The sequence below is a fragment of the Devosia sp. 1566 genome (genome assembly GCF_004005995.1).
Taxonomy (GTDB): domain Bacteria; phylum Pseudomonadota; class Alphaproteobacteria; order Rhizobiales; family Devosiaceae; genus Devosia.
Genome location: NZ_CP034767.1, coordinates 1,341,788 through 1,367,786, shown reverse-complemented (window position 1 = coordinate 1,367,786; position 25,999 = coordinate 1,341,788). Strand labels below are relative to the sequence as shown.

Genomic DNA, 25,999 nt, shown 5'->3' with positions numbered 1-25,999 from the left:
GAACTCCGAAAAACGGGGGCACCCGCCCCGAGGGCGGATGCCCGTCACCTTGCGATCAGTAGGCAGTGTCGAGCAGTTCGGCGGCGTTTTCGGGCGTATACATCTCGTCGGGATTGATGATCACCGGCGGGATGGTTTCGCCAGCGGCATAAGCCACGGCGGTGTCGAAGGCCTTGGGGCCAAAGCGCGGGTTGCACTCGACCACGGCTTCGATCTTGCCATCGACCACGAGCTGCACGGCTTCCTTGCCGCCATCGATGGAGAAGACGAGGCAATCGTCGCGCCCGGCGGTGCGGCCAGCCGCTTCAAGGGCGGCAATGGCGCCAATGGCCATCTCGTCATTGTGGGCATAGATGACATTGGCGTCGGGATGAGCCTGCAGCAGGGTTTCGGCCACCTGGCGGCCCTTGTCGCGGGCGAAGTCGCCGGACTGGGAGGCCACGATCTGGAAGTCCGAATTCTGGGCAATGACGTCATCAAAGCCCTTCTTGCGGTCATTGGCCGGTGAGGAACCGGTGGTGCCTTCGAGTTCGATGATGACCTTTTTGTCGAGGCCGAGACCAACCAGATATTCGGCGACGCGCTGGCCTTCTTCGACGAAATTGGAGCCAATGAAGGTCACGTAATCTTCGCCGGGCTTGGCGAGGCTCTGGTCCACATTGCGATCGAGCAGGATAATCGGAATGCCAGCGCCCTTGGCGGCCATGATGGCGGGGATCAGCGGCTTTTCTTCGCGCGGGGCGAGGAAGATCAGATCCACGCCCTGGGCAATCATGGAATTGACGTCGGCCACCTGCTTGGCGGCGGAGCCCGCCGCATCGGTATAAACCAGCTGCCAGCCGCGGGCGGCGGCTTCGTCCTGCATGGACTTGGTTTGCGCGAGGCGCCAGGGATTGTTGGACTCGGTCTGGGCAAAGCCGACCTTGTAGGTGTCCTTCTGTTCCAGCGGGGGCGCGGCGGCAAAGGCACGCGAGGCCAGAATGGACGCTGCGGCGCTGGCGGCCGAAGCAATCAGCAGACTACGACGGGTAATCATCATGTAGTTTTCCTCCCAGTTTGGCCGCTGTTGCGCGACCGGTGGCTTGAGCCACGAACCATGATAGTTGACGAAATAATCTTGCGACGTCAATGCAGCTAATTAGTACTAACTAACTGAAATCCTTGGTGTATTAAGCGACACGCACCTGCGCCCGGAGCATGGCCGGAACCTGCGACTATCTCCCTCAAATTTCCTGCCGGGCTCCCCTCTGCTGCTTCAGTTCACGGCAAAACCCGCATCTATCGGCAGGGCCACACCATTGATCATGGCGGCCGCGTCGCTGAGTAAAAACAGGATCACGGACGCGACTTCTTCGGGCTGCACGAACCGCCCGAGGGGCATGCGCCGCAGCATGGGATCGGCCTTGGCCGGATCGCTCCAGGCCTTTACCGCCATCGGCGTCAGCGTAATCGCCGGATTGACGGTGTTGACGCGGATGCCATGGCGGCCCAGTTCGTTGGCCATGACGCGGCTCATGGCATCGAGGGCACCCTTGCTGGCGCAGTAAGCAGCGTGATCGGCCCAGCCCATCCATGCGGCATTGCTCGAGACATTGACGATGGCGCCGCCGAGGCCGCGACTGATGCGATCGCGCGCATATTCCTGGGCGAGCAGCATCGGGGCGCGCAGGTTGACGGCCATTAGTTGCTCGAGGCTGTCGACGCTGGTTTCGAGGAAGCTTTCGAGGATGGTGGTGCCGGCATTGTTGACGAGATAGTCGACCGGTCCACCTGCATGGGCCGCGGCGACAGTAGCCTCAGGGTCGGACAAGTCCACCACGACCGGCGTGCAGCCAATTTCCTCGACGAGGCTATCCAGGTCAGACTCGGTGCGGCTGAGCGCCACGACATGGGCGCCCGCCTTGGCGAGCATAAGAGCGGTGGACCGGCCGATACCCTTGCCCGCACCACTGACCAGAACTGATTTGCCTTCAAGCGACATGGCTAACGCGTACTCCGTCCATCTGATTGACTGTGCTGCCCAAGATGAAGCTGGCGCAGCGATCGCCCAGCATCATGGCCGGGGCGGCAGTGTTGCCGGCATTGATGGTGGGGCACGCCGACATATCAGCGACACGCAGATTGTCGATGCCGCGCACCTGCATCTGGGCATCGAGGACGGCCAATGGATCGCCATCAGGCCCCATGCGACAGGTGCCGGCGGGGTGGTAATTGGTCTTGACCATGCGCTTGCAGTGGGTCGCCAGGGCCTCGTCGCTCCAATCGGCCGGGTCGGGGCGCAGGATCTTGTCGACGCGCGAGCCCAAGGGGCCGTTCTGGAAGGCGCGCAGGAAAAAGCGCTGGCCGGCGATCATGGTGGCCATATCGTCGGGGTGCTTGAGCAGATGGGGCGACACCACGGGCATATCGGCCGGATTGGCAGACCGCAGCTTCACGAAGCCGCGCGATTTCGGCTTGGTGACGACGGTGGTGACGGTGACACCATGGGTGGGCGCGATGAGCTTGAGCAGGTCGCGGTCGAGGTACACAAAGGGGACGCAGAAGGCCTGGATGCTGGGTTCCGCCTCGGGGTCGATGGGATTGACGAAGGCCCCGGCTTCAACGCCCGCCGAGGTCACCATGCCCGAGCCAAAAACCTTGAACTGCAGGCCGTGCATGAGCATGCGCCAGCCATCGGTGTGGCCGAAATAGCCATAGGGACCATTGAAGTGCGCGAGGATCGGCACTTCGGGATGATCGATCAGGTTCTGGCCGACGCCGGGCGCGTCGAGGGTGACGGGAAGGCCGTGCCCGCGCAGTTCATCGGCGGGGCCGATGCCCGAAAGCATCAGCAGCTTGGGGGAAACCAGCGCCCCCGAGCAGACGATGATATCGGCAGCCGAATGGGCGGTGTGCTCGCCCGAGTTGTCGGCGTAAACGACGGAGGTCGCCCGCTCCTTGTCGATGACGAGGCGCTGCACGGCGGCGTTGAGCTTGACGGTCAGGCGGGGATGCTTGAGCAGTGGCTCGACGAAAGCGTAAGCGGCGCTGGAGCGTTTGCCGCGCCGGTTCATGAACTGGTAGAAGCCGACGCCGGTTTGGCGCGGGCCGTTGAAATCGGGATTGAAGGGGACGCCCAGCCCCTGCATGGTTTGCACGAACCAGCGCGACACATCATCGATATGGCCGGGATCGGATACGAGCAGCGGGCCGCTGTCGTTGTGGCGCTCATCGAAAAAGCGGTTATTGCCTTCCATGCCGCGGAAATGGGGGAGCACATGCTCCCAGTCCCAGCGCACTCCGGCATTGTTGCCGCGTAAGAGCTCATCCCAGGCATCGTAGTCGGACGGGCGGCCGCGCATATAGACCTGGGCGTTCACTGAAGTGCCGCCGCCCAGCACATTGCCCTGGCTAATCTCATGGACGCGCCCGTCCAGATGCTCCTGGGGCGTCGTGGCATGGTAGCGCATGAATTTGGAGCCGTTGATCATCTTGAAGATGCCCGGCGGCATATCGAGCAGCGGATGATGGTGGGAGTGCCCGGCCTCCAGAAGCAGCACCCGGCGCCCGGCCTCGACCAGCCGCGCGGCCGCCACGCAGCCCGACGCGCCTCCGCCCACAACGATATGATCGTATTCCTGCGTCACGCTTGGTGGTCCTCCTCGGGTGGGCGTCCTCTCTTGGCGGAGTTCAGCCCTGGTCGAATGTTCCTCGCACATATTCCCAGGCGGCGGTCAGGTGGCCATTGAGGGCGCGCTCGGCCCCCTCGGGGTCACGTTCGGCAATGGCCTGGTAGATTTCGCGGTGGCTGAGCCAATTGGTGCGGTTGCGCTCCGAGGAGCGATCCATGCGCTCCCAATGGGGGCGCAGCCAGCCGGTGAAGGCGCGATGGATCGAGGGCATCACCGGGTTGCGCGGCAGCTCGTAAAAGACGGCATGAAAGGCCATGTCGGTGCGATAGAATTCAGCGGCATCACCGATGGCGGCTTCATTGGCCTCGAGCGCGGTGCGCAGGGCGGCGAGATCATCCTTGCGGGCATGGAGCGCAGCATGGCGCACCAGCGCGGCTTCGAGAAAAACGCGGGTGTCGTAGAGGTTTTTCACACCCGCGGTTTGCCCGAGTAGCTGGCCGACGACGCCACCGAGAGCCGAAAGAGCGGCATCATAGCCGGCGCGGCGCACGACTGGGCGGAAGCGCGGGCGGGTTTCAACCAGCCCCCTGCCCGCCAGTTGCGCCACCGCTTCGCGCGCGACGGTGCGGCTGATGTTGAACTGAGCCATGAGCTCGCGCTCGGCGGGCAGATAGCTGCCATCAGGCAGTTCGCCGCTGCCGATCATGGCTTCGAGCCGGGCCACGACCATATCGGCGGCGCGATCACTCGCTCCGCTTCGGTGTTCCGCTGCCAGCTCCATTGCGCCCGTCACGTCACCGCTCTCCTTTGCCCGATACCTCAACCAAGTTCGCATCAGAATGCAAGCGCAAAACACCGTTTGGTCCGTCCAAAGTTTTGGTGAACTGCGGCGGGGCTTGACTTTGTGGGGCTGCACAGCCTCACTTATGCTGTTTTGGTCGGAGCAAAGCGGAGGAGCCGTTGATGCTGCAGGAGATGTTGGCGGAGCTGGCCGGTAGCGGGGTGTATCGCGGACAGATGCTGATCGACGGGCGCTGGACCGATGGGGGCGCGCGCGATGTGTTCGAGGTGGAGAACCCGGCCAATCAGCGCATCATCGGCACCATTCCCCAGGGCGGGCCCGAGGATGCGGCGGCGGCACTGGAGGCGGCGCGGCGAGCGCAGCCGGCCTGGGGGGCGCGGCCGCCGATCGAGCGGGCCAAGCTCCTTTCGCGACTGGCCGACGCGGTGCGCGAGAACGATGGCGTGCTGGCGCGGATCGTGGTGGCCGAACAGGGCAAGCCGCTCAACCAGGCCATGGGCGAGATCGGGGCGACCGAGACTTTCCTGCGCTATGCGGCGGAGTCGGCGCGGCGGATCGAGGGGGATATCTTTCCCTCGGACGTGGCCAATGAGGAAGTGTGGATCCGGCGGGTGCCGCATGGCGTCGTGGTGGGGCTGACGGCGTGGAACTTTCCGGCGGCGCTCGCCACGCGCAAGCTGGGGCCCGCGCTGGTGGCGGGCAATACATTCGTGCTCAAGGCGCATGAGTTCACGCCGTTTTCGGGGCTGGCCCTCGCGGCACTAGCACAAGAAGTGGGGTTCCCGCCGGGCGTGTTCAATGTGGTGACGGGCGCGGGGCGGAGCGTCGGGGAAGCGCTGGTGACCCATCCCCATGCCGACCTCATCACCATGACCGGCAGCACGCGAGCGGGCAAGGAAATCTACCGGGCGGGCGCCGACCAGATCAAGGTGCTGCGGCTCGAACTCGGGGGCAAGGCGCCGTTTATCGTCATGGACGATGCCGATGTGGATGCGGCAGTCGAAAGCGCGGTGGCGGCGCGGTTCAGCAATTGCGGGCAGATCTGCACCTGCAACGAGCGAATGTATCTGCATCGGGGGATTGCCGATGAGTTTTTGGAAAAATTTGTGGCGCGCACGCAGCGGTTGCGGATCGGCGATCCGTTGAGTGACCCCGATCTTGGGCCCAAGATCAGTGGACCGGAGGTCGAAAAGGTCGCCGCTATCGTCGCGCAATCGGTAGCAGCGGGGGCCGAGGTGCTGCTCGAGGGGGGGCCGCTGCGGGAGGGGGAGTTTGCCCGCGGGCATTGGTATGCGCCCACGGTGATGAAAGTGCCCAGCAACTCGGTGCCGGCGATGCAGCAGGAGATTTTTGGACCCGTGGTGCCGGCCATGGTGGTGGGAGATTTCGAGGAGGCGCTGAGCCTCGCCAATGACAGCGAATATGGACTCTCTGCCTATGTTTATACGCAGAACTTCAAGCGGCTGATGCGCTCGGCGGAAGCGCTGCAGTTCGGGGAAATCTACTGCAACCGCTCGAGCGGCGAGCTGGTGCAAGGTTTCCACACCGGCTGGGGGCAATCGGGGCTGGGCGGGGAGGACGGCAAATATGGGCTGGACGGCTATTTCCGCAAGAAAACCATGTATGTGAACTGGTCCTGAGCCAACATGAACACGCCAGTGATCGAGGCCGTCGAGGCCCAGTTGTTTCGGGTGCCGCTCCCCAAGGTGATGGTGGATGCCAAGCACGGGGCGCATACGCATTTCGAGCTCATCACCGTCACCATCCGCACCAGCGATGGCGCGGAGGGCACGGGCTATACCTATACCGGCGGCAAGGGCGGGCGGGCGATTCTCGCGGTCGTCGAGGATGATCTGACACCCATGCTCCTGGGAAGCGATGCCGGGGAGATCGACGCCATCTATGACGCGATGTGGTGGCACATCCATTATGTGGGGCGCGGCGGGATCACCGCCTTTGCCATGTCGGCGGTGGATATTGCGCTCTGGGATTTGAAGGGCAAGCGCGAGGGGCGGCCGCTCTGGCAGATGGCCGGCGGCGCCGGGGCAACGGCCAAGGTTTATCGCGGCGGGATCGACCTCAACTACACCCTACCCGAGCTGCTCGAGAGCATCGAGGGGTATCTGGCGGCAGGCTTCAGGGCGATCAAGATCAAGGTGGGCAAGGCGGATCTGGCCGAAGATGTGGAGCGGGTGCGCGCCGTGCGAGCGCTCATCGGCCCCAATACCCCGTTCATGGTGGATGCCAATTATGCGCTGGATGTGCCCCGCGCGGTTGCGGCGGCGAGAGCGTTCCAGCCCTTCGATCTGCTCTGGTTCGAGGAGCCGATCATCCCCGATGATTACGCCGGCTACGCCACGATCGTCGAGACAACGGGGATGCCGCTGGCGATGGGGGAGAACCTCCACACCATCCATGAGTTCGAATACGCCTTTGCGCAGTCGCAACTCTCGTTCATCCAGCCCGATGCCTCCAATTGCGGGGGGATAACCGGGTTCCTGCGGGTGGCAGAGCTGTCGCGCGCACACGGGGTGCCGGTGTGCAGCCACGGGATGCAGGAATTGCATGTGAGCCTCGTAGCCGGACAGCCCAATGCCGGTTGGGTGGAGGCGCATAGCTTTGACATCGACCAGTACACCATCCGCCCCCTGCAGTTGCGCGACGGGCTGGCGGTGGCGCCGGATGTGCCCGGCACGGGCGTGGAGTTCGATTGGGGTAAATTGCGCAGCGTTACGTAAAGCAAATGCACAAGGAAACGGCAGCATTTACTTGCCGCCAGGCTCTCGCACCAAGATAGGGCGGAAGCAACAGCAACAAACGAGCAAAGCCCCATTCCGGTTGATTGACAGGCCCCAAGGTGGCGTGCTGACATCATCTTTATCGAAGCGGCGCACGAGGAGTGCGCGCGAACTTCGCAGCGGTCGTGACCGAAAAAATTCGGGGCGGCCTTGTTCTGGAGGAGAACACATGAACAGGTTTTGGAAAGCCACGGCGGCTAGCGCCGTGCTGCTCGGCCTTGCGTCCGGCTCGGCCTATGCGCAGGAAATTGTCGGACTGATCACGAAGACCGAGGGCAATCCCTTCTTCGTCAAGATGCGCGAAGGCGCGCAGGCCAAGGCGCAGGAACTCGGGCTCGAGTTGCGCACCTTTGCCGGCGAGTTCGATGGCGACAATGAAAGCCAGATCGCCGCTATCGAAAGCCTGATCGCCGCGGGCGCCAAGGGCTTTGCCATCGTTCCTTCGGATTCGTCAGCTATCGTGCCCACTATTCAGCAGGCCCGCGATGCCGGGCTGCTGGTCATTGTGCTGGATACCCCGCTCGACCCGATGGATGCGGCCGACGCGACCTTTGCCACCGACAACCGGCAGGCGGGACGGCTGATCGGGCAATGGGCCGCTGGCACGCTGGGCGATGAAGCGGCCAATGCCAAGATCGCGTTCCTGGATCTGGCCACCAACCAGCCTACGGTGGACTATCTGCGCGACCAGGGCTTCATGGAAGGCTTCGGCATCGATGTGAAGGATCCCAATCGCTATGGCGACGAGGACGATCCGCGCATTTGCGGGCATGAAGTCACCGGCGGCGCCGAAGAAGGCGGGGTGACCGCGATGGAAACGCTGCTGCAACGCTGCCCGGATGTGAATGTGGTTTATGCCATCAACGAGCCGGCGGCGGCGGGCGGCTACCAGGCCCTGCAGTCGGTGGGCAAGGATGATGGTTCGGTGCTGATCGTGGCCATCGATGGTGGCTGCCCTGGCGTGCAGAACGTCAAGGAAGGCATTATCGGCGCAACCTCACAGCAATACCCGCTCGACATGGCATCGCTTGCCATGGAGGCGATCGCCAAGTTCGCCGAGGACGGTACCAAGCCCGAAGTCGACCCGGAACTGGGCTTTTACGATACGGGCGCACGCCTCGTGACCGACAAGCCGGTGGACGGGGTTGAATCGATCGACACCACTGAAGCTGCCGAACTCTGCTGGGGCTAGACGCCTCCCCGGCCTCTCCGGCCACTCGCCGGAGGGGCCCACTGCATTCCGCTCACCCCAGGAGGAGCAGGCGATGAGTGACGACGCCAGCGGCGTGACGACGGCGGAGCGTGGCCTTGGCAGCGGACCTGCCGGAGTGGCGAGCTTTGAGGACGAGGCACCCGGTGCGGGGCGCCGGATCCAGCACTTCTTTCACCAGAACCCAACAGCGATTCCCGCCATCATCCTGCTGGTGGCGGTGGCGGTGTTCGGGTTCGTGACCGGCGGTCGGTTTTTTGGCTCACTTAACCTGTCGCTGATTTTGGCGCAGGTGACGCTTATTGCCTTGTTGGGCACGGCGCAGACCCTCGTGATCATTACCGCGGGGATCGACCTGTCCGTCGGCGCGATCATGGTGCTGTCGTCCATCATCATGGGCAAGCTGGCGGTGGACTATCAGGTGCCGGTGGCAATTGCCTTCCCCGCGGGGTTGCTGACGGGGCTGTTGTGCGGCTTCCTCAATGGCCTTCTCGTTACCGCGCTCAAGCTGCCACCGTTCATCGTGACGCTGGGCACCTGGAGCATTTATGGGGCGCTGATTACGCTGGTGTCCAATGCCGCGACGATCCGGGCGCAGGCGCTGGATCAATATGCGCCGTTCCTGCGCTGGATGGGTGCGCGCATCCCGCTCGGAGGTGGTGCCTTCTTGATGTATGGCTCGATCCTGATGCTACTGGTCGCGGTGGTGATCTGGTATCTCCTGAGCCGCACGGCCTTTGGGCGGCATGTTTATGCCATTGGCGATGATGCCAATGCCGCACGGCTTGCGGGCATTCAGGTCAACCGCACCCTGTTGGGCGTTTATACCCTGGCAGGGCTGCTGTGCGGGATTGCCGGTTGGGTGCTGATCGGCCGGGTCGGCGCCGTGTCGCCGCTGGGCAATCAAACCGCCAATCTCGACGCCATCACCGCCGTCGTGATCGGGGGCACGTCGCTGTTTGGAGGACGCGGCTCCATTCTAGGGACGCTGTTCGGCGCATTGATCGTGGGCGTGTTCGATTCCGGATTGTCGCTGACCGGGGTCGATCCGCTGTGGCGGCAGCTGACGGTTGGCGCGCTGATCATCATCGCCGTGGCGATCGACCAATGGATCCGGAGGGTTTCGGCATGACCCAGCCCATTCTCGAAGCGCGGCAACTGACCAAGCGGTATGGCCGGGTCGTGGCGCTCGACCATGCCGATTTCGAGCTGATGCCCAACGAGATCCTCGCGGTGATCGGGGATAATGGTGCGGGCAAATCCACCCTGATAAAGGCGCTCTGTGGTGCGGTGCTGCCCGATGGCGGGGAAATCCTGCTCGAGGGGCAGCCGGTGCATTTCCGCTCGCCGCTCGAAGCGCGGATGGCGGGGATCGAGACGGTGTACCAGGATTTGGCGCTGTCGCCGGCCCTCTCGATTGCCGACAACATGTTCCTGGGCCGAGAGCTGCGCAAGCAAGGCGTCATGGGCTCGGTGTTTCGCAGTCTCGATCGCGGCCGCATGCAGAAAATCGCGCGCGAAAAGCTCTCGGAGCTGGGCTTGATGACGATCCAGAACATCAACCAGGCGGTGGAAACCCTGTCGGGCGGGCAACGGCAGGGCGTCGCGGTGGCGCGGGCCGCGGCCTTTGGCAGCCGGGTCGTGATCATGGATGAGCCGACAGCGGCGCTAGGGGTCAAGGAAAGCCGGCGCGTGCTGGAGCTGATCCTTGATGTGCGGCGGCGCGGCTTGCCGATCGTGCTCATCTCGCACAACATGCCCCATGTGTTCGAGGTGGCTGATCGCATTCACATCCACCGCCTCGGCAAGCGAATCGCGGTGATCAACCCCAAGGACTTTTCCATGTCCGATGCGGTGGCGATCATGACCGGGGCGATGCCGCCGCCGGTAGAACAAAAGGTTTGAGCATGGATTTGGGTTTGCGGGACAAGGTCGCGGTGATCACCGGCGGCACGGTGGGGATTGGGCTGGCAGTGGCCGAGGGGCTGGCGGCAGAAGGGGCCAATCTGGTGCTGGTCGGGCGCGATGGGGAGCGCGCCGAGCGGGAAGCCATCCGCATTGCCGAAACCTATGGGGTGATCGTTTCCGCCATTGCCGCCGATGTGGCAACGACCGCCGGCTGCGAGGCGGTGATCGCCGGGGCCAAGCGCGGCTTTGGCGGGGTCGATATCCTCATCAACAATGCCGGCACCGGCTCCAATGAAACCATCCAGGAGGCCGATGACGCCAAGTGGCAGTATTACTGGGACCTGCATGTGATGGCGGCGGTGCGGCTGGCGCGTGGGCTCGTGCCCAGCATGAAGGCGCGGGGCGGCGGGGTGGTGCTGCACAACGCCTCGATCTGCGCGGTGCAGCCGCTTTGGTATGAGCCGATCTACAACACCACCAAGGCCGCGCTGATGATGTTCAGCAAGACGCTCTCCACCGAGGTCGTCGGCGACAATATCCGCGTCAACACCATCAATCCCGGGCTGATCCTGACGCCCGACTGGATCAAGACGGCCAAGCAGATCGCCGGCGAAGATGGCTGGGAGGCGCATCTGCAGGGCGTTGCCAACGAGGCCGGGGGCATGAAGCGCTTCGCCAGCCCCGAGGAGCTGGCGAATTTCTTTGTGTTCATGTGCTCGGACAAGGCCAGCTATTCGACGGGCTCGACCTATTTCGTCGATGGCGGCTGGCTGAAGACGGTTTAGGCGCGGGGGAGCGACGTGCGCAAAAGCGCACGCGCCGGGGGGCGTTTGCGCCGGGTTTGCGCTGCGCGACAAACGCGGGGCGTTTGCGCTGGACTAACCCGTCTGCACGAGCCGGGTGCGGAGCAGTTCGCCACTGTCGCTGAGGATGGAATAGGCGATGCCGGTCAGCAGGGAGTTGATCCGGCGCAGGGCGTGCACGGTTTCAAGGTGCAGGTCGCTCGACTGGATGCTGGTGGGGTTGCCGTCGCGCATGCGGCTGAAGTGCTGCTCCATGCTGCGCCGCTCGAGCACGCCGATCTCGTCCTTCTCCGCCACGAGCTGGCGGGCCGAATCGGTGTCCTCGGAGACGAGCACATTGAAGGCCAGTTGCATGTTGCCCAGCACGCGCGCATGCAGGTCCGTCAGCTCGTTCCAGCCCTGGGACGAAAAGGCGAGGCGCCGCTCCTGCTTTTGCTCGGCGAGCTTGAGCAGCTGCTTGACGATGATGTCGCCGGCCTGTTCGAGGCTGATGGCGAAATTGGTCAGGTCCTTGGCGCGGCGGGTCTGGGCGGGGTCCATTTCCTCCCATTCAAGGCGCGTGAGGAACAGCTTGATCTCGCGATTGGCCTGATCGACCTCGGACTCGAGCGCCTTGATGCGGCGGATGGCTGTTTTGTCGCAGCTTTGGAAGATTTCCATCACCGGCTGGAGCATGACCTCGACCGTTTCGCTCATGCGCAGCAACTCGCGCGTAGCGCTGGCGAGGGCGGCATCGATGTTGCCGGTAGGGGTCGAGAGCAGAGCGTTGGAGCGCAGGCGGGCGACATTGAGCTCGCCTTCGACGGGCGCTTCACTGATGAAGCGCTCGGTCAGGCGGGCAACAAGGCCGGTCAGCGGCAAGCCCAGCACCAGAACGGCGAAGTTGAAGCCGATATGGAGGATGCTTGCCTGGAGGCCGACACTGCCTGGAATAGCGTCAAGCAGATGGGGCAGCAGCTGGACCAGCAGCAGAACGAGGATCGCGGCGCCGCCGCGGAAGGCCAGCGCGCCAACAGCGATGCGGCGGGCGCGCACATCGGCGGCCCTGGTCATGCTCCAGGAGATCAGCGTGCCGCCCAGATTGGCGCCGAGCACAAAGGCGGTGGCCACTTCGAGCGGGATAAGGCCGGTGGCGCCAAAGGAGATGATGACGAGAACGCTGGCGACGGAGGAATAGGACGCCCAGGTGATAAGCGCGGCAACAAGGAAACCGGTCCAGAGATCGCCCTGCAGATAGGTAATGACGGAGCCCAGCGCGCGGCTGTCGCGCCAGGGGGCGGTGGCTTCGCCCACCATTTGCAGCGACAGGAGCACAAAGGCGATGCCCAGCACCATGCGGCCGAGTTGCTTCGTGCCCCGGCTTTGGCCGCGCAGGAACAGCATGCCGCCGATGATGATCAGCGGGGGCATGAGGAGGGTGAGATCAAAGGACAGGATGCTGGCCACGAGCGCCGAGCCGAAATAGGCGCCCAGCATCAGCGCGAGGCCCGTGCCGCCTTCGAGGAGCCCGCCAGCAGCAAAGCTCGAGGCGAGCGCGGCAACGGCAGTGGAGCTTTGCAGGGCAACGGCCATGGCAGTGCCGGCAGCGGCGGCGCCGATGCGGCTTTTGTTGGCGTAGGCCAGCAAACGCTTGAGCTGGGGCGAATAGGCGCGCTCAACCGCGGTCCGCACCATGCGCACTGCCCAGAGCAGCAGCACGATGGCGGCTACCAGATGCACTGCGATGAAATACAAACGACGCCTCCTTGAGCGGCCAAATGGCCAGCCCCTATGATGTTCACATGAACCCCAGTGATGCAACTGCTTGGGGCAAAACCGCGAATGACGCTGTGCGCTGTCATAAAACGGTTAGGTGCTCCAACTAGAAGCCTAAGCAGGCTGCAGCAAGGCCATCAACCCCCCTTCTTGAATGTTCAAATGAGCATTTCAGTTTGCAAAGGAAGAATCGATGCTATCAAGTGGTGCCAAGCTTGGGACGAAAAGCTCCCAGCGCAATAACATGGGAGTGAGCATGTTCAAAAACGCTTTGCTGTTGTCTGCAGGACTGGTCGCCGTGATGTCGGCAACACCGGCCTATGCCCAGACCGAAATCACCTGGTGGCACGCCATGAGCGCCGAACTCGGCGAAAAGCTCGAGGAAGTGGCGCAGGGCTTCAATGAAAGCCAGACCGAGTACAAGGTTACCCCGGTTTTCAAGGGCACCTATCCTGAAACGCTGAACGCCGCGATTTCGGCGTTCCGCGCCAACGAGCAGCCCGCCATCGTGCAGGTTTATGAAGTTGGCACCGGCACGATGATGGCCGCCCAGGGCGCCGTTTACCCCGTGCACCAGCTGATGACCGACAAGGGCGAGCCCTGGGATCCGAGCGCGTTCCTGCAGCCGGTGGTTGGCTATTATTCGGACACCGAAGGCAACATCCTGTCGATGCCCTTCAACTCGTCCACGCCCATTTTCTACTACAACAAGGACGTGTTCGAAAAAGCCGGCCTTGATCCGGAAGTCGCGCCCAAGACCTGGGCGGAAGTGGAAGAATTCTCGCGCAAGATCGTCGATTCCGGCGCAGCCAAGTGCGGCTTCACCACGGCCTGGATCACCTGGATCCACACCGAAAACATGTCGGCGCTGCACGACCAGCCCTTCGGCACGCTGGAAAACGGCTTTGGTGGCCCGGCCGCCGAGCTGACCTTCAACAATGAAGCCGTCGTAAAGCATTGGGGCAATCTCAAGAAGTGGGCTGACGAAGGCCTGTTCCAGTATGGCGGCCCGGTGGGCGGCAACGATTCGCAGCCCAAGTTCGTGGCGCAGGAATGCGCGATGTTCATGAACTCCTCGGCTGGCCGCGCTGGCGTTATCCGCAATGCCGTGGACTTCGAAGTCGGCTTTGCGCCCCTGCCCTATTATGACGACCTGATCGACGAACCGAAGAACTCGATCATCGGCGGCGCCACCTTGTGGGTGCTGAACGGCAAGTCCGACGAAGTGTATTCGGGCGTCGCCAAGTTCTTCACCTATCTGAGCCAGCCCGAAGTGCAGGCCGATTGGCACCAGTTCACCGGCTACCTACCGATCACCACGGCTGCCTATGAGCTGGGCCAGGAGCAGGGCTACTACGCCGAGAACCCGGGTTCAGACATTGCCATCGAGCAGATCATGCGCGGCACTCCCACAGCCAACTCCAAGGGCGTGCGCTTCGGCAACCTGACCCAGGTCCGCGATGCCGTGGACGCCGAGTTCGAGGCCATGCTGGCCGGCCAGAAGACCGCCCAGGAAGCACTGGACAGCGCCGTGGACCGCGGCAACGCCATCCTGCGCGATTTCGAAGCCAACAACAGCTAATCCGCTAACGCCAGGAAGACCCGCGCCAATGGTGCGGGTCTTCATCCGAGGCCCAGCCAGCGAGCCCCAATGCAGTCCAAACGCACGATTTTCCCCAACAAACTGCTGCCTTACGCGCTGCTGGCGCCGCAGCTGATCATCACCATCATCTTCTTCCTGTGGCCCGCGGCCCAGGCAGTCCGGTCGAGCTTTGAACGCGAAGATCCGTTCGGCTTCCGGACCACCTTTATCTGGTTCCAGAACTATACCCGCTTGTTCGCCGACCCCGGCTACCTGCGCGCGGCATCCAACACGGCGGTGTTCGCCGTTGGCGTCACCATCCTCTCGATGGGCGTGGCGCTGTTGCTGGCTGTGGCGGTTAACCGGCTGTTGCGCTCGGGCAAGTTCTACACCACGCTCCTGGTCTGGCCCTATGCGGTGGCGCCGATCGTTGCGGGTATCCTGTGGTGGTTCATGTTCAACCCCACGATCGGCATCGTGCCCTATCTGCTGGATGCGTTCGGTTATCGCTGGAACCACCGGGTGAACGGCAACGACGCCATGATCCTCGTGATCATCGCGGCCAGCTGGAAGCAGATTTCCTATAACTTCCTGTTCTTCGTGGCGGGTCTGCAATCGGTGCCCAAATCACTGATCGAGGCGGCCGCTATCGATGGCGCCGGCCCGTTCAAGCGGTTCTGGACCATTGTGTTCCCGCTGCTGTCGCCCACGACCTTCTTCTTGATGATCGTCAACATCAACTACGCGATGTTCGACACTTTCGGCATCATCGACGGCACCACCGCCGGCGGCCCTGCGGGCGCCACCAACACGCTGGTGTACAAGGTTTATGCCGACGGCTTTGTCGGCCTCAATATCGGCTCGTCGGCGGCCCAGTCCGTGCTGCTGATGCTGATCGTTATCGCTTTGACCGTCGTCCAGTTCCGCTGGGTCGAACGGCGCGTGCAATACTAGGAGGCCGGTCATGGTCGAAAACAGGCCTTTCCTCAATATCCTGACGCATCTGCTGCTGATCGTCGGCGTTGCCGTGGTGGCGTTCCCGGTCTACCTGGCGTTTATCGCATCCACCCATGGCGCGGACGCGTTCTCGCGTGGGCTAGCGCCCATGCTGCCCGGGCCGCATATGATCGACAATTATGCGCGGATGCTCACCAACGGCCTGTCTTCGGCCGGGGCGCCGCCGGTCTGGATGATGCTGATCAATTCCACGATCATGGCGCTGACCATCGCCATCGGCAAGATCGCCATCTCGATCATCTCGGCCTATGCGATCGTCTATTTCAAGTTCCCGTTCCGCCTGCTCGCCTTCTGGATGATCTTCATCACCCTGATGCTGCCGGTGGAAGTGCGCATCATGCCCACCTTCAAGGTGGTGGCGGATCTCGGGATGCTGAACAGCTATGCCGGTCTCACCATTCCGCTGATCGCTTCGGCGACCGCGACGTTCCTGTTCCGCCAGTTCTTCCTGACTATTCCCGATGAACTGATGGAAGCGGCGCGGGTGGATGGCGCGGGTCCGATGAAGTTCTTCCGCGACATCCTGCTGCCCCTCAGCCGGACCAATATCGCCGCGCTATTCGTGATCCTCTTCATCTATGGCTGGGTGCAGTATTTGTGGCCGCTGCTGGTGACCACCGACACCGGCTATTACACCATCGTCATGGGCATCAAACGGCTCGCGGCCAGTGCCGACACCGATCCGTACTGGAACCTCGTCATGGCAGCGGTGATGCTCGCCATGCTCCCTCCAGTGCTCGTTATCCTTCTCATGCAGCGCCTGTTCGTCAAAGGCCTGGTCGAAACGGAAAAATAGATATGGCAACCATCAACCTAGTCGACCTGCAAAAGAGCTATGGCGGCGATGTCATGGCGGTCAAAGGCATCAATCTCAATGTCGCCGATGGCGAGATGATCGTGCTGGTCGGCCCCTCCGGTTGCGGCAAATCCACCCTGCTCCGCATGGTGGCCGGGCTGGAAACCGTCACTTCCGGGCGGATCGAGATCAATGGCCGCGATGTGGTCAAGGCCGAGCCGGCCGAGCGCGACATCGCCATGGTGTTCCAGAACTACGCGCTTTATCCGCATATGACGGTGCGCGGAAACCTGGAATACGGGCTCAAGAACCGCGGCACCCCGCGCGCCGAGATCGACCGGCGCGTCAAGGAAGCCGCTGATATCCTCGAGATCGGGCCAATGCTCGACCGCAAGCCACGGGCATTGTCCGGCGGGCAGCGCCAGCGCGTCGCCATGGGCCGCGCCATTGTGCGCGAGCCATCCGCATTCCTGTTCGACGAGCCGCTGTCGAACCTCGACGCCAAGCTGCGCGTGCAGATGAGGGTGGAAATCCGCCGCCTGCAGCGCCGGCTCAAGACCACCAGCCTTTATGTGACCCACGACCAGCTCGAAGCCATGACTCTGGCCGACCGACTGGTGGTGATGAATGGTGGGCTGGTCGAGCAGATCGGCACGCCAACTGAGGTTTATGACCGCCCGGCAACGCTGTTTGTCGCGAGCTTTATTGGCTCGCCGCCGATGAACCTGATCCCCATCGCGGCCCTGGCCGGCGCCGAAGGCTTCCACCCGGGCAATCTACCCGCAAACACCGACATTGTCGGCCTGCGCGCCGACCAGCTGGTGATCGAAAAGCCGGCGGGCGAAACCATTGTGCTCGACGCCGTGGTGGAACTGCTCGAGCCCGTTGGCGGCGAAAGCCATCTGCATGTGCGCCTGGCAGACCAGACGTTGATCCTGCGGGTGCCTGGGCGGCCGCAACTGGCCGAAGGGGCGGCGATCAAGCTTTATGCCCCCGCCTCGCTGATCCACCCGTTCAACAGCAGCACGGGTCGGCGCACAGACGCCCTCGCCTGAGATCCAGGCGAGGCAGCGGATCAGGACGACCGCAGAAGGAACGCGCATGACCAACAGCACCCCTAACGGCCCGCAGCGGGACGAAGTGCAGGCGCATCGTGGCGCCTCGCTCGCCGCGCCGGAAAACACCATTGCCGCCTTCCGCGAAGCGGCTGAACAGGGCGCCAAATGGGTGGAGCTAGACGTGGCCCTGCTCCAGGACGGCACCCTGGTGGTGATCCACGACGACAGCGTGGACCGGACCACAACGGGCACGGGTTCGCTGGGCGCGTTGACGCGCAGTGCGCTGGCCGAACTCGACGCCGGCGCCCGGTTCGGGGACGCGTTCAAAGGCGAGCGCATCCCGACACTGGAAGAAGTGCTGGCGGTGTTGGGCGAGCTTGGCGTGGGCGCCAATATCGAGATCAAGCAGCACAAGCACCACCGTTCGCTCGAGCAACTGACCGGAGCTGTGCAAAGCGCGATCGAGGGGTGCCCTGCGCTGCCCCCGATCATGATTTCGAGCTTTGACCCCGCGGCATTGGCAGCAATGCATCGGCTGTTCCCGGAGATGGAGCTAGCGATGCTGTGGAGCAAGCTGCCGGCGGATTGGGCCGAGCAGCTCGCGGCCATTCCGGCAAGCAGCGTGCACCTCGACTACAAGGCGCTCAGCATCGGCTTTCTGGAACAAGCGCGCGAGCGCGGCGTCAAAGTACGGGCCTGGACGGTCAACGAGCCCTCGGTCCTGGCGTCCTTCTGGCCCGCGGGGCTAACCGGCGTGATCACCGACGACCCGAAGGTGTTTCTAGGCTAGTGCGTGATGGGGTTGAACATGCTGTCGGGCCGACAACGCGACATTCTTGCTCGCATTGAAACCGAAGGGGCTCAGTATATCGAGACCCTGGCTGCCCGCTACCGCGTGACGACGCAAACAATCCGCCGCGACATCAACACACTTTGCGATCTGGGCTTTGCCCGGCGCTTCCATGGCGGCGCCGACGTGCCGGTGGAAGCCCATAATATATCGGTGCATGCCCGAGTGGCGCAGAACAGCGGCGCCAAGCAACGCATTGGCAAGCGTATCGCGGCGGCGATCGAGCCGGGCTCAACCGTGTTCATGGGCATTGGGAGTACGGTGCAATATGTGGCCGAGGCGATGCGCGAGCATGCGGGGGTCACCGTGGTCACCAACAATATCGATGTGGCGCTGACGCTGTGTAATGCATCCCAGATCGAGGTGCATCTCACCGGCGGGCTGTTGCGGCACAATGACCGCGACGTGGTGGGCGCCGATGTGCTGCGGTTTTTCGAGAAGTTCTATGCGTCCTATGCGGTTATTGGCGCAGGCGCCCTGCATCCCAGCAATGGGGTGCTGGACTTCAGTTATAGCGAGGCCCAGATCACCTCAACGCTGGTGGAAAATTCGCGCCTGAGTTTTCTGGCGGCAGATGCCAGCAAGTGGACGCGCGAGGCGGCGGTCAAGGTGGTGCCGTTCAGCAAGATTACCTGCCTGTTCACGGACCGGCTGCCCGACGGCGGGGTGGCGCAGAGCCTCGGCGCCTTCGGCACCCAAGTGGTGCTGTGCGACGAGGTTCTGGCCTGATCGGAATGGCTGGGCCCCGCCGAAAACGGTCGGCCCGCCGGAAGAACTAGCCGAGGTGCTTGGACACCAGGGCTGTCATCTCGAACATGGTGACGGTATCCTTGCCGCCGAACACGGTCTTGAGCTTGTCATCGGCCTTGATGTTGCGCTTGTTCTGGGGGTCCTGAAGGTCGTTCTTCTTGATGTATTCCCAGACCTTCTTGGTGACGTCGGGGCGGGACATCGGGCCTTTGCCGACAATCGGCACCAGGTCGGGACCGACCTCCACAGGCTTGGATAGTCCGGAGTTCGCCTTCTTTTCGGCCATTCATCAGCTCCAATATGTGTCAGCGTTCGGCATAAACGATGGATAAGCGATATTGTTCAAAATAGGCAGAATAGGTCAGAAGGGCGCAGTATAGGGCGGTCTGCCCCTCAGCACCGGATCAGCAAGCTAGTTGCAGCTGCACGCGGAAGCAAGCGCCCGGCAAGGGGCCATCGACGAGTTCGAGCGTGCCGTGCATGCGCTCGACGATCTGGCGGGAAATGGCAAGGCCAAGGCCGGCGCCGCCTTTTTCGGTGAGGCCCCGCTTGCCGCGGCTGAATTTCTCGAAAATGAGCGTACGCTCCCCGGTGGGAATGCCGGGGCCGTTGTCCACCACCTCGACGGCGTAACTGCCTGAGCGAACAGCGGTTTGCACCCGCACAACGGGCGCGGGCGCGTTGTTGTAGCGGATGGCGTTGATGATGAGATTGATGAAGACCTGGCAGAGGCGATCGGCGTCGCCCTCCACCAGCGCGGCGGGAGCTCGCTCGCCCAATTCGAGCCGGACGCCATGCTGGCGCAGGGCGGCTTCGCACACCACCAGCGCTCGATCGAGCGCCGCCTGGGGATCGGTGGGCGTGTTTTCCCAGGCGCGTTCGCCGCGCTCAAGGGCGCTGAGATCGAGGATTTCGTCGAGCAGCTTGGTCAGGCGCAGCGATTCCTGGTGGATGGTCCCGACGAAATGCTGGCGCTGGCGTTCGCTGATGTCGGGCTCCTCAAGCAGGATTTCGGAAAAGGAGCGGATGGAGGTCATGGGGGTGCGCACTTCGTGGCTGACCTGGCTGAGAAAATCGTCCTTGCGGATATCGAGTTCGCGCAAACGGCCATTGGCGTCTTCGAGCTGGCGGGCGGTGGAGCGCAGCTCGGCTGAGGTGAGCTCGAGCTGCTGGGAATATTCAATGACCTGCTGGGTTTCGTCGGCCATCTGCATCATTTCCTCGAGCGAGATGTCGCTGCCCGACACGACCTTGGAGAGCATCACATGGGCGGACGCGGCCCCGATGGAGCCGGCGAGCTCGCGCTCGAGCCGGCTGATGAATTCGGGGGTGGGATCAAGCTGGTCTGCCCCAACGCCGGCTTCGCGGGCGGCGGTTTCAAACAGGGCGGCGGCGCGGCGCTCGCCCAGCACGCGCTCGGCGACGAAGTAGAGATCGTTGGCCGTGGCCGAGCCGAGCACGAAGTTGCCGCGGGCGTGGTGGCCGCGCTTGAACACATCAAGGAAGACGCTGGCCTGGAGGCGCTCGAGGGCTGACTGGCGGGTGAGGAGCGAGACGATGGTCAGGGTGAGGACGTTGACCGTGAGGCTCCAGAAGGCCGCATGTGCCAGCGGGTCCCAGCCATCGAGACCGAACATGGCTTCGGGCCGCAACCAGGAGATGCCCCAGGGCCCGTGGGCGAGGAGCATGGCGACCGCCGGGGAAACGGACTGGAAGGACGGCAGGAAGCTGCACCAGACCCAGAAGACAAAGCCCAGCGCGATAGCAGAGGTCGCGGCCTTGAGCGAGGCTTCGCGCCAGAACAGGGCTGCGAGCACGGCGGGGAAGAACTGGGCGATGCCGGTGAAGGAAATGAGGCCAATGGGCGCCAGGGCGTCGGAGTCGCGGGTGAAAAAGAAGTAGAAGAAGCCCAGCGACAAGATCAGCACGATGGAAACGCGCCGGGCATTGAGGAGCAGCCGCGTAACCCCCTGCCCGTCCCCGCTACTGCCGGCACTGAAGCGCAGGATCAGGGGCATGAGGATGTGGTTGGACACCATGATCGAGAGGGCAATGGACTCAAGGATGATCATGGAGGTGGCCGAGGAAAAGCCGCCGATGAAAGCGAGGAGCGCTAAGCCATCCTGGCCAAAGGCCATGGGCAGGGTCAGGGCGAACATGTCGGGGTTGGAGCCTGCGGGCATGGTGGTGAGCCCGAACACCGCAATGGGCAGGATGAAGAGGCTCATCAACAGCATATAGGCGGGGAAGGCCCAGCTCGCGACGCGCAGATGGTTCTCGTCGGAGTTCTCGACCACGGTGACCTGGAACTGCCGGGGCAGGCAAACAATCGCGGCAACCGAAAGGGCAAGCGTGGTCAACCAGCGGCTATCAAAGGTGTTGGCGGCATCGACGGCGACGCCCAACTCGGCCGCCCGGCTGAAGATGGCCTCAAAGCCACCGCCGACATAAACCACGAAAATGCCAACGGTCAGGAGCGCGGCGAGCTTGACCACGGCTTCAAAGGCAATGGCGGCGACGACGCCGTGGTGCTGCTCCTTGGCGTCCACATGGCGGGTGCCAAAAAGGATGGTGAAGAGCGCCATGCCCGCCGCGATGCCGAGCGCGAGGCCGACATCATCGATGCCGGCGAGGCTCCCCTGCCCGAACTCGGAGGCCCCGGCGACGGCCTGGATGGACGAGGTCACCGCCTTGAGCTGGAGCGCGATATAGGGGGCGATGCCGACCACCGCGATGCAGGTCACCAGCACGGCAAGCCGGTTGGATTTGCCGAAGCGCGAGGACAGCAGATCGGCCACGGAGGTGATGCGCTGGTGGTGGCTGATGCGCACGAGGCGGCGGAGCAGGAACCACCAGCCCACGAAAACGAGCGTGGGGCCGAGATAGATGGTGAGGAATTCGAGGCCGCTGCGGGCGGCATTGCCGACGGCGCCGTAGAAGGTCCAGCTGGTGCAGTAGACCGAGATGGAGAGGGTATAAACAGCGGGGGAATGGAGGAACGAGCGCTGGTTGGCGCGGGCACGGCGATCACCCAGATAGGCCAGCACGAAGAGCAGTCCGACATAGCCGATAGCCGTGGCAATCACGAAATCGGCCGACAGCATCAGCGTTCACCCTCGCCGGCATCGGGGTCGGCCGGCTCGGGCGGGAGCGCGCGGGCGAGCAAGGCGGTGCCGATAATCAGGGCCAGCCAAAGGGCGAACAGGTAAAAGACGATCTGGCGGACGCCGAAATGGGCGATGTCCTGGTTGAACACATAGACCAGGGGGGGCAGCATCAGCATGGCGCCCAGTATGGTGAGCACCAGCATGGCCGGGATGAGCCTAGAGCGGTCCACCGGGCTCGCCCAGCAATTGCCTGACCGCGCCCACCACCTCGGCATTGGCATAGGGCTTGGTGACGAAATCACTGGCGCCCAGTTCGGCGGCAATGCGGCGGTCCTGCTGCTGGCCCTTGGCGGTCAGGATCAGCACCGGCAGGTGCTCGGTATCGGCATTGGCGCGGATATGCTTGAGCACCTCAAAGCCCGAGCGCTTGGGCAGCATGACATCGAGCACCAAGATGCGCGGGCGCAGGCGGCGCACGGCCTCTAACGCCGCATCGCCGTCGGTGACGGCGCTGATGGTCCAGCCGGCGCGCCGCAGAATGAAATCGAGCGATTCCAGAATGCTCGGTTCATCCTCGGCAATGACAATATCGATTGTCAAAGTCCCCCCTTACCCGCGGTCTCCCCTCCGCAAGTTCATGCACTAAAGCGCAATCACGCCGGATCGCCAAGGCCAAACTGGTGCGGCAGCAAGGGCGCGCGATCTGGAGCCGTGCTGCCGCCGGGGGCGAGAGGTTCTTCCTGCCGGCTGGCGCAGTCGCGCCGGGTGCACAGGCGACAGGCGGGGCCGACGGGAATATCGGCGGCCGGATTGGAGAGATCGAGGCCGGCGCCATAGATCGTGCGGTCGGCATGCAGCACGTCGCATGCCAGCATCACCGAGGAGATAGCGGGTTGTTCGCGAAAGGAACCGGCGCGGCGCTGCACCGTGCGAGCAAGGAACAGGTAGCGGGAGCCATCGGAGAAGCGAACGACCTGGCGGAGCAGCGCCTCAGGGGTCCGGAAGGCGCCATAAATGGCCCAAAGCGGGCAGGCATGGCCGCTGTTGGGCAGCAGGAGGCCCGGCAACGGGAAATGCTTGGTGAGGCGCCCGGCCGGATCGGAGCGCAGGAAGCCGAAGGGGATCCCCTCCTGCCCCGGACGGCGCAGGGTTACGAGGCGATGGGCGACCTGCTCATAGCTGGCGTTGAAGCTTTGGCGGAGGTGATCGAGGTCATAGGCGCAGCTTTCGGCGCGCTGCAGCATCTGCCCATAGGGGAAAACGATGGCCCCGGCGAGGTAGGAGCCGGCGGCGCGGGCGGCGAGGCGCCGGGCGGTCGGGGTGGATAGCAGCGCGTTCTGCAGGGTGAGCGCGATGGCATCGGGAGCGGCCAGCTCCCCATACAGGCGGGCCAGCTGGAACTGGCGGGTGGCGAGGGTGGAGGCGCCGGCAAACCACATCCGGCGCGTTGTGGCGTCAAAGCTGTATTGACCGGGAAAGCCTGGCTCCGGGGGCGGGCCGCCAGCCGTAACCTCAATGCCGAAGTGGGTGGCGAGCAGGGTCGTCAGGGTGGCGGGGCCAAAGGAGCCGGCGCGCTCGAGCTGGGCCCGCAAGTGCTCGGCCGCCTCTTCGAGCAGCGGGAAATGGTTGTGCTGCTCGATAATGAGATCGTCGATTTCACGCGCCGGCGAGCCGCTGCGCCGGCTTTCGCTCGCGGTTTCGAACTGGCCGATGAGGTTGCGCGCGACCTCCGAAAGGGTGCGCGCTTCCCGGCTAATGGCGGCAAGGAACTGGCGGCGCTCTGACTCGTCGAGGTCTCCAACATCTTCAAGGATTTCGGCGCTGGAGCGCACGGCGGTGATGCCCGATAGGATCTGGTGAAGCAATTCGCCCAACAGCGGGTCCGAGCGCAGCCGATCGGCATAGGCATCGGCATTGGACTGGGCGGTGGCATAGGCGCGATGCAGCCGCGCGAGAGCGGTGGCGCTGGCGGGATATTGGGCGACGAGTTCACGCCGCTCGTCGGGCCGGAACGGCAGCGACTCAAGCAAGGGGTCAGCATGGGCTTCCTCGAGCTCCTGGAGCAGCTTTTGCTCGGTGCGCCCGGCGAGTTCATCGATATCGATCTGCAACTGGGCTGCGACGCGGTTCAGCAGCGCCCCGCCGATGTCGCGCTTGTTGTTTTCGATGAGGTTCAAATAGCTCGGCGAAATACCAAGGCTGCGGGCCAGGGCTGCCTGCGAAATCTTGAGCGATTTCCGCCGGTTGCTGATGCGAAACCCGATCGGCGCCCGCATGCCCTCCCCTCCCCCTGTAAATTGATTGACTGGTTATCGGCCCAGCCTGATCAACAATTTACAGAATAGCGCTGCAATAACAATGCACTATTGCTGTGGTTTTACTGAGGTGGAAATATTCACCGGCGGTGAGCGGCTGGCTATGCATCAGTTGCCCCGCGCCAAAAGGAGGAACACCAATGACACTTCTCAAGCGTGGCCTGTCCCGCCGCAGGGTTTTGCAGACCGGCCTGGCCGGCATTATCGCCACGGGCGTCGCCCCCGCCATTTTCACCCGCGGTGCCTGGGCGCAGGAATTCTGCAACAATCCCACAGGCGACACCGTCACCTTCGGGCTCAACCTGCCGCTGACCGGCGCTTACGCCGAAGAAGGCGCGGACGAGCAGAAGGCCTATGAACTGGCCGTCAAGCACCTCAATGGCGAAGGCGACGGTGGGCTCGTCGCCATGCTCAAGCCCACCTCTCTCAAGGGCAATGGCATTTTGGGCAAGAAGGTCGCGTTCGTGACCTCGGACAGCCAGACCAAGGCTGATGTGGCCCGCGCCGGCGCCACCCGCATGATCGAGCGCGACGGCGCTATCATGGTCACGGGCGGCTCTTCCTCGGCCGAAGCCATTGCCGTGCAGGGTCTTTGCCAGGAAATGGGCGTCATCTTCATGGCGGGCCTCACCCATTCCAACGACACCACTGGCAAGGACAAGCGCCGCTACGGCTTCCGGCATTTCTTCAATGCCTACCAGTCGGGCGTGGGTCTCGCCCCGGTGCTGGGCCAGGAATATGGCGCCGACCGGCGCGCTTACCATCTGACGGCCGATTATACCTGGGGCTGGACGCAGGAAGAATCGATCAAGAACGCCACCGAAGCCTTGGGCTGGCAAACCGTGCAGGCCGTGCGCACGCCACTGGGCGCAGCCGATTTCAGCCAATATCTGACGCCAATCCTCAATTCGGGCGCCGATGTGCTGATCCTCAACCACTATGGCACGGACATGGTCAATTCGCTGACCCAGGCGGTGCAGTTCGGGATGCGCGACCGGCAGGCCAATGGCAAGGACTTCCAGATCGTCACCCCGCTGATTTCCGAGCTGATGGCCAAGGGCGCGGGCGAAAGCGTCAAGGGCATTTTCGGCACCTCGAACTGGCACTGGAACCTGCAGGATCCGGGCACGCAGGCCTTCACCAAGTCTTTTGGTGCCGCCTATGGCTCCCCGCCATCGCAGGCCGCGCACACCGCCTATGTGCAGGCGCTGCTTTATGCCGATGCGGTGGAGCGTGCCGGGACATTCTATCCGCCAGCAGTGATTGCGGCGCTGGAAGGCTTCGAGTTTGACGGCATGGGCAATGGCCCGACGCTCTACCGCGCTGAAGATCACCAGTGCATCAAGAACGTGCTCGTGGTGCAGGGCAATCAAAGCCCGACCAGCCAGTTCGACGTGCTCAACATCGTCCAGGAAATCCCGCGCGCGGATGTGGCTTACGATCCAGCGATGTTCGGCGGCGATCTTGGGCCGGCCGAGCCGGCGCCGATCTGCGCTTAGCCAAGTTTCCCCGCGCCACTCCCCCCGTGGCGCGGGTTTTTTGTTCAGAAGAGCTCATCCAAAGCCTGTTGACGGGCGAAGCGCGCCACTGCCACGTCCTCGTGGTTCGACAGGCTCACCATGAGGACTACTGCGGAT

Annotated in this window: 23 protein-coding genes; 13 read left to right on the top strand and 10 right to left on the bottom strand. The window is 63.5% G+C overall.

The features are described 5' to 3' along the window. Nucleotides 1-55: 55 nt before the first annotated feature. From ELX51_RS06610 to ELX51_RS06595, 4 genes are all read right to left on the bottom strand, one after another. Nucleotides 56-1,036 (bottom strand): ABC transporter substrate-binding protein, encoded by a 981-nt coding sequence (locus tag ELX51_RS06610; protein ID WP_127755197.1) that lies wholly within the window; start codon nt 1,034-1,036, stop codon nt 56-58. 219 nt (nt 1,037-1,255) lie between these two features. Further along, complete coding sequence (locus ELX51_RS06605; protein ID WP_127752777.1) at nt 1,256-1,981, bottom strand: SDR family oxidoreductase; 726 nt, start codon at nt 1,979-1,981, stop codon at nt 1,256-1,258. Then, entirely contained in the window at nt 1,971-3,626 is a 1,656-nt protein-coding gene (locus tag ELX51_RS06600) for a GMC family oxidoreductase (RefSeq protein WP_127752776.1), read from the bottom strand. Before ELX51_RS06600 ends, ELX51_RS06605 begins: the two co-directional genes overlap by 11 nt. A 43-nt stretch (nt 3,627-3,669) precedes the next feature. Continuing rightward, on the bottom strand, nt 3,670-4,404 hold the full coding sequence (locus tag ELX51_RS06595; protein WP_248305268.1) for an FCD domain-containing protein: 735 nt from the start codon (nt 4,402-4,404) through the stop codon (nt 3,670-3,672). 170 nt (nt 4,405-4,574) lie between these two features. Here ELX51_RS06595 and ELX51_RS06590 point away from each other — a divergent pair, with 170 nt between their 5' ends. From ELX51_RS06590 to ELX51_RS06565, 6 genes are all read left to right on the top strand, one after another. Then, nucleotides 4,575-6,053 carry an aldehyde dehydrogenase family protein gene (locus tag ELX51_RS06590; protein WP_127752775.1) on the top strand — a complete coding sequence of 493 codons (1,479 nt, stop codon included), beginning with the start codon at nt 4,575-4,577 and terminating at the stop codon, nt 6,051-6,053. A 6-nt stretch (nt 6,054-6,059) separates the two neighbouring features. Next, a complete protein-coding gene (locus tag ELX51_RS06585; protein WP_127752774.1) occupies nt 6,060-7,151 on the top strand; it encodes a mandelate racemase/muconate lactonizing enzyme family protein in 1,092 nt (363 codons plus the stop codon). Between the two features lie 229 nt (nt 7,152-7,380). After that, nucleotides 7,381-8,403, top strand: coding sequence for a sugar ABC transporter substrate-binding protein (locus ELX51_RS06580; protein ID WP_127752773.1), 1,023 nt, complete (start codon nt 7,381-7,383; stop codon nt 8,401-8,403). Nucleotides 8,404-8,476: 73 nt separating this feature from the next. Further along, nucleotides 8,477-9,553: an ABC transporter permease gene (locus tag ELX51_RS06575; protein WP_127752772.1), complete on the top strand. Its 1,077-nt coding sequence runs from the start codon at nt 8,477-8,479 to the stop codon at nt 9,551-9,553. Next, nucleotides 9,550-10,326, top strand: coding sequence for an ATP-binding cassette domain-containing protein (locus ELX51_RS06570; protein WP_127752771.1), 777 nt, complete (start codon nt 9,550-9,552; stop codon nt 10,324-10,326). The genes ELX51_RS06575 and ELX51_RS06570 overlap by 4 nt, the downstream gene beginning before the upstream one ends. 2 nt (nt 10,327-10,328) lie before the next feature. Continuing rightward, nucleotides 10,329-11,114, top strand: coding sequence for an SDR family oxidoreductase (locus ELX51_RS06565; RefSeq protein ID WP_127752770.1), 786 nt, complete (start codon nt 10,329-10,331; stop codon nt 11,112-11,114). Between the two features lie 93 nt (nt 11,115-11,207). On the opposite strand, the gene ELX51_RS06560 is transcribed toward ELX51_RS06565, so the two are convergent. Next, a complete protein-coding gene (locus ELX51_RS06560; protein WP_127752769.1) occupies nt 11,208-12,866 on the bottom strand; it encodes a Na/Pi cotransporter family protein in 1,659 nt (552 codons plus the stop codon). Between the two features lie 277 nt (nt 12,867-13,143). Here ELX51_RS06560 and ugpB point away from each other — a divergent pair, with 277 nt between their 5' ends. The 6 genes from ugpB (at nt 13,144) to ELX51_RS06530 (ending at nt 18,919) form a co-directional block, all read left to right on the top strand. Further along, a complete protein-coding gene (gene ugpB, locus ELX51_RS06555) occupies nt 13,144-14,469 on the top strand; it encodes a sn-glycerol-3-phosphate ABC transporter substrate-binding protein UgpB (RefSeq protein WP_127752768.1) in 1,326 nt (441 codons plus the stop codon). Nucleotides 14,470-14,538: 69 nt separating this feature from the next. Beyond that, nucleotides 14,539-15,423 (top strand): sn-glycerol-3-phosphate ABC transporter permease UgpA, encoded by an 885-nt coding sequence (gene ugpA, locus ELX51_RS06550; protein WP_127752767.1) that lies wholly within the window; start codon nt 14,539-14,541, stop codon nt 15,421-15,423. Nucleotides 15,424-15,433: 10 nt separating this feature from the next. Then, nucleotides 15,434-16,282, top strand: coding sequence for a sn-glycerol-3-phosphate ABC transporter permease UgpE (ugpE, locus tag ELX51_RS06545; RefSeq protein ID WP_127752766.1), 849 nt, complete (start codon nt 15,434-15,436; stop codon nt 16,280-16,282). A gap of 2 nt (nt 16,283-16,284) precedes the next feature. Further along, nucleotides 16,285-17,337, top strand: a complete 1,053-nt coding sequence (locus ELX51_RS06540) for a sn-glycerol-3-phosphate import ATP-binding protein UgpC (RefSeq protein ID WP_127752765.1) — start codon at nt 16,285-16,287, stop codon at nt 17,335-17,337. A 46-nt stretch (nt 17,338-17,383) separates the two neighbouring features. Further along, the gene (locus ELX51_RS06535) at nt 17,384-18,130 is read left to right on the top strand and encodes a glycerophosphoryl diester phosphodiesterase (protein ID WP_127752764.1); all 747 of its coding nucleotides are present in this window, start codon (nt 17,384-17,386) and stop codon (nt 18,128-18,130) included. 6 nt (nt 18,131-18,136) lie between these two features. After that, nucleotides 18,137-18,919, top strand: coding sequence for a DeoR/GlpR family DNA-binding transcription regulator (locus ELX51_RS06530; RefSeq protein WP_127755195.1), 783 nt, complete (start codon nt 18,137-18,139; stop codon nt 18,917-18,919). 46 nt (nt 18,920-18,965) lie between these two features. Here the strand turns inward: ELX51_RS06530 and ELX51_RS06525 are convergent, their stop codons facing one another. The 5 genes from ELX51_RS06525 to ELX51_RS06505 all read right to left on the bottom strand — a co-directional run bounded on the left by ELX51_RS06525 (nt 18,966) and on the right by ELX51_RS06505 (nt 24,323). After that, nucleotides 18,966-19,226: an SWIB/MDM2 domain-containing protein gene (locus ELX51_RS06525; RefSeq protein ID WP_127752763.1), complete on the bottom strand. Its 261-nt coding sequence runs from the start codon at nt 19,224-19,226 to the stop codon at nt 18,966-18,968. Nucleotides 19,227-19,344: 118 nt separating this feature from the next. Continuing rightward, entirely contained in the window at nt 19,345-22,044 is a 2,700-nt protein-coding gene (locus ELX51_RS06520) for a sensor histidine kinase (protein ID WP_127752762.1), read from the bottom strand. Continuing rightward, nucleotides 22,044-22,277 (bottom strand): hypothetical protein, encoded by a 234-nt coding sequence (locus tag ELX51_RS06515; protein ID WP_127752761.1) that lies wholly within the window; start codon nt 22,275-22,277, stop codon nt 22,044-22,046. The genes ELX51_RS06520 and ELX51_RS06515 overlap by 1 nt, the downstream gene beginning before the upstream one ends. Continuing rightward, nucleotides 22,264-22,647, bottom strand: a complete 384-nt coding sequence (locus ELX51_RS06510) for a response regulator (RefSeq protein ID WP_127752760.1) — start codon at nt 22,645-22,647, stop codon at nt 22,264-22,266. The genes ELX51_RS06515 and ELX51_RS06510 overlap by 14 nt, the downstream gene beginning before the upstream one ends. A gap of 53 nt (nt 22,648-22,700) precedes the next feature. Then, nucleotides 22,701-24,323, bottom strand: coding sequence for an XRE family transcriptional regulator (locus tag ELX51_RS06505; RefSeq protein WP_127752759.1), 1,623 nt, complete (start codon nt 24,321-24,323; stop codon nt 22,701-22,703). A gap of 179 nt (nt 24,324-24,502) precedes the next feature. Between ELX51_RS06505 and ELX51_RS06500 the strand changes: the two genes are divergently transcribed. After that, nucleotides 24,503-25,861 (top strand): substrate-binding protein, encoded by a 1,359-nt coding sequence (locus ELX51_RS06500; RefSeq protein ID WP_127752758.1) that lies wholly within the window; start codon nt 24,503-24,505, stop codon nt 25,859-25,861. The last annotated feature ends 138 nt before the right edge of the window (nt 25,862-25,999 follow it).

Bases quoted from the DNA above. Each gene is read 5' to 3' on its own strand.
- ELX51_RS06500 (WP_127752758.1), top strand. From the start codon at position 24,503: ATGACACTTCTCAAGCGTGGCCTGTCCCGCCGCAGGGTTTTGCAGACC.
- ELX51_RS06610 (WP_127755197.1), bottom strand. From the start codon at position 1,036: ATGATTACCCGTCGTAGTCTGCTGATTGCTTCGGCCGCCAGCGCCGCA.
- ELX51_RS06525 (WP_127752763.1), bottom strand. From the start codon at position 19,226: ATGGCCGAAAAGAAGGCGAACTCCGGACTATCCAAGCCTGTGGAGGTC.
- ugpB (WP_127752768.1), top strand. From the start codon at position 13,144: ATGTTCAAAAACGCTTTGCTGTTGTCTGCAGGACTGGTCGCCGTGATG.
- ELX51_RS06570 (WP_127752771.1), top strand. From the start codon at position 9,550: ATGACCCAGCCCATTCTCGAAGCGCGGCAACTGACCAAGCGGTATGGC.
- ugpA (WP_127752767.1), top strand. From the start codon at position 14,539: ATGCAGTCCAAACGCACGATTTTCCCCAACAAACTGCTGCCTTACGCG.
- ELX51_RS06520 (WP_127752762.1), bottom strand. From the start codon at position 22,044: ATGCTGTCGGCCGATTTCGTGATTGCCACGGCTATCGGCTATGTCGGA.
- ELX51_RS06505 (WP_127752759.1), bottom strand. From the start codon at position 24,323: ATGCGGGCGCCGATCGGGTTTCGCATCAGCAACCGGCGGAAATCGCTC.
- ELX51_RS06535 (WP_127752764.1), top strand. From the start codon at position 17,384: ATGACCAACAGCACCCCTAACGGCCCGCAGCGGGACGAAGTGCAGGCG.
- ELX51_RS06580 (WP_127752773.1), top strand. From the start codon at position 7,381: ATGAACAGGTTTTGGAAAGCCACGGCGGCTAGCGCCGTGCTGCTCGGC.
- ELX51_RS06585 (WP_127752774.1), top strand. From the start codon at position 6,060: ATGAACACGCCAGTGATCGAGGCCGTCGAGGCCCAGTTGTTTCGGGTG.
- ELX51_RS06575 (WP_127752772.1), top strand. From the start codon at position 8,477: ATGAGTGACGACGCCAGCGGCGTGACGACGGCGGAGCGTGGCCTTGGC.
- ELX51_RS06565 (WP_127752770.1), top strand. From the start codon at position 10,329: ATGGATTTGGGTTTGCGGGACAAGGTCGCGGTGATCACCGGCGGCACG.
- ELX51_RS06590 (WP_127752775.1), top strand. From the start codon at position 4,575: ATGCTGCAGGAGATGTTGGCGGAGCTGGCCGGTAGCGGGGTGTATCGC.
- ugpE (WP_127752766.1), top strand. From the start codon at position 15,434: ATGGTCGAAAACAGGCCTTTCCTCAATATCCTGACGCATCTGCTGCTG.
- ELX51_RS06605 (WP_127752777.1), bottom strand. From the start codon at position 1,981: ATGTCGCTTGAAGGCAAATCAGTTCTGGTCAGTGGTGCGGGCAAGGGT.
- ELX51_RS06540 (WP_127752765.1), top strand. From the start codon at position 16,285: ATGGCAACCATCAACCTAGTCGACCTGCAAAAGAGCTATGGCGGCGAT.
- ELX51_RS06530 (WP_127755195.1), top strand. From the start codon at position 18,137: ATGGGGTTGAACATGCTGTCGGGCCGACAACGCGACATTCTTGCTCGC.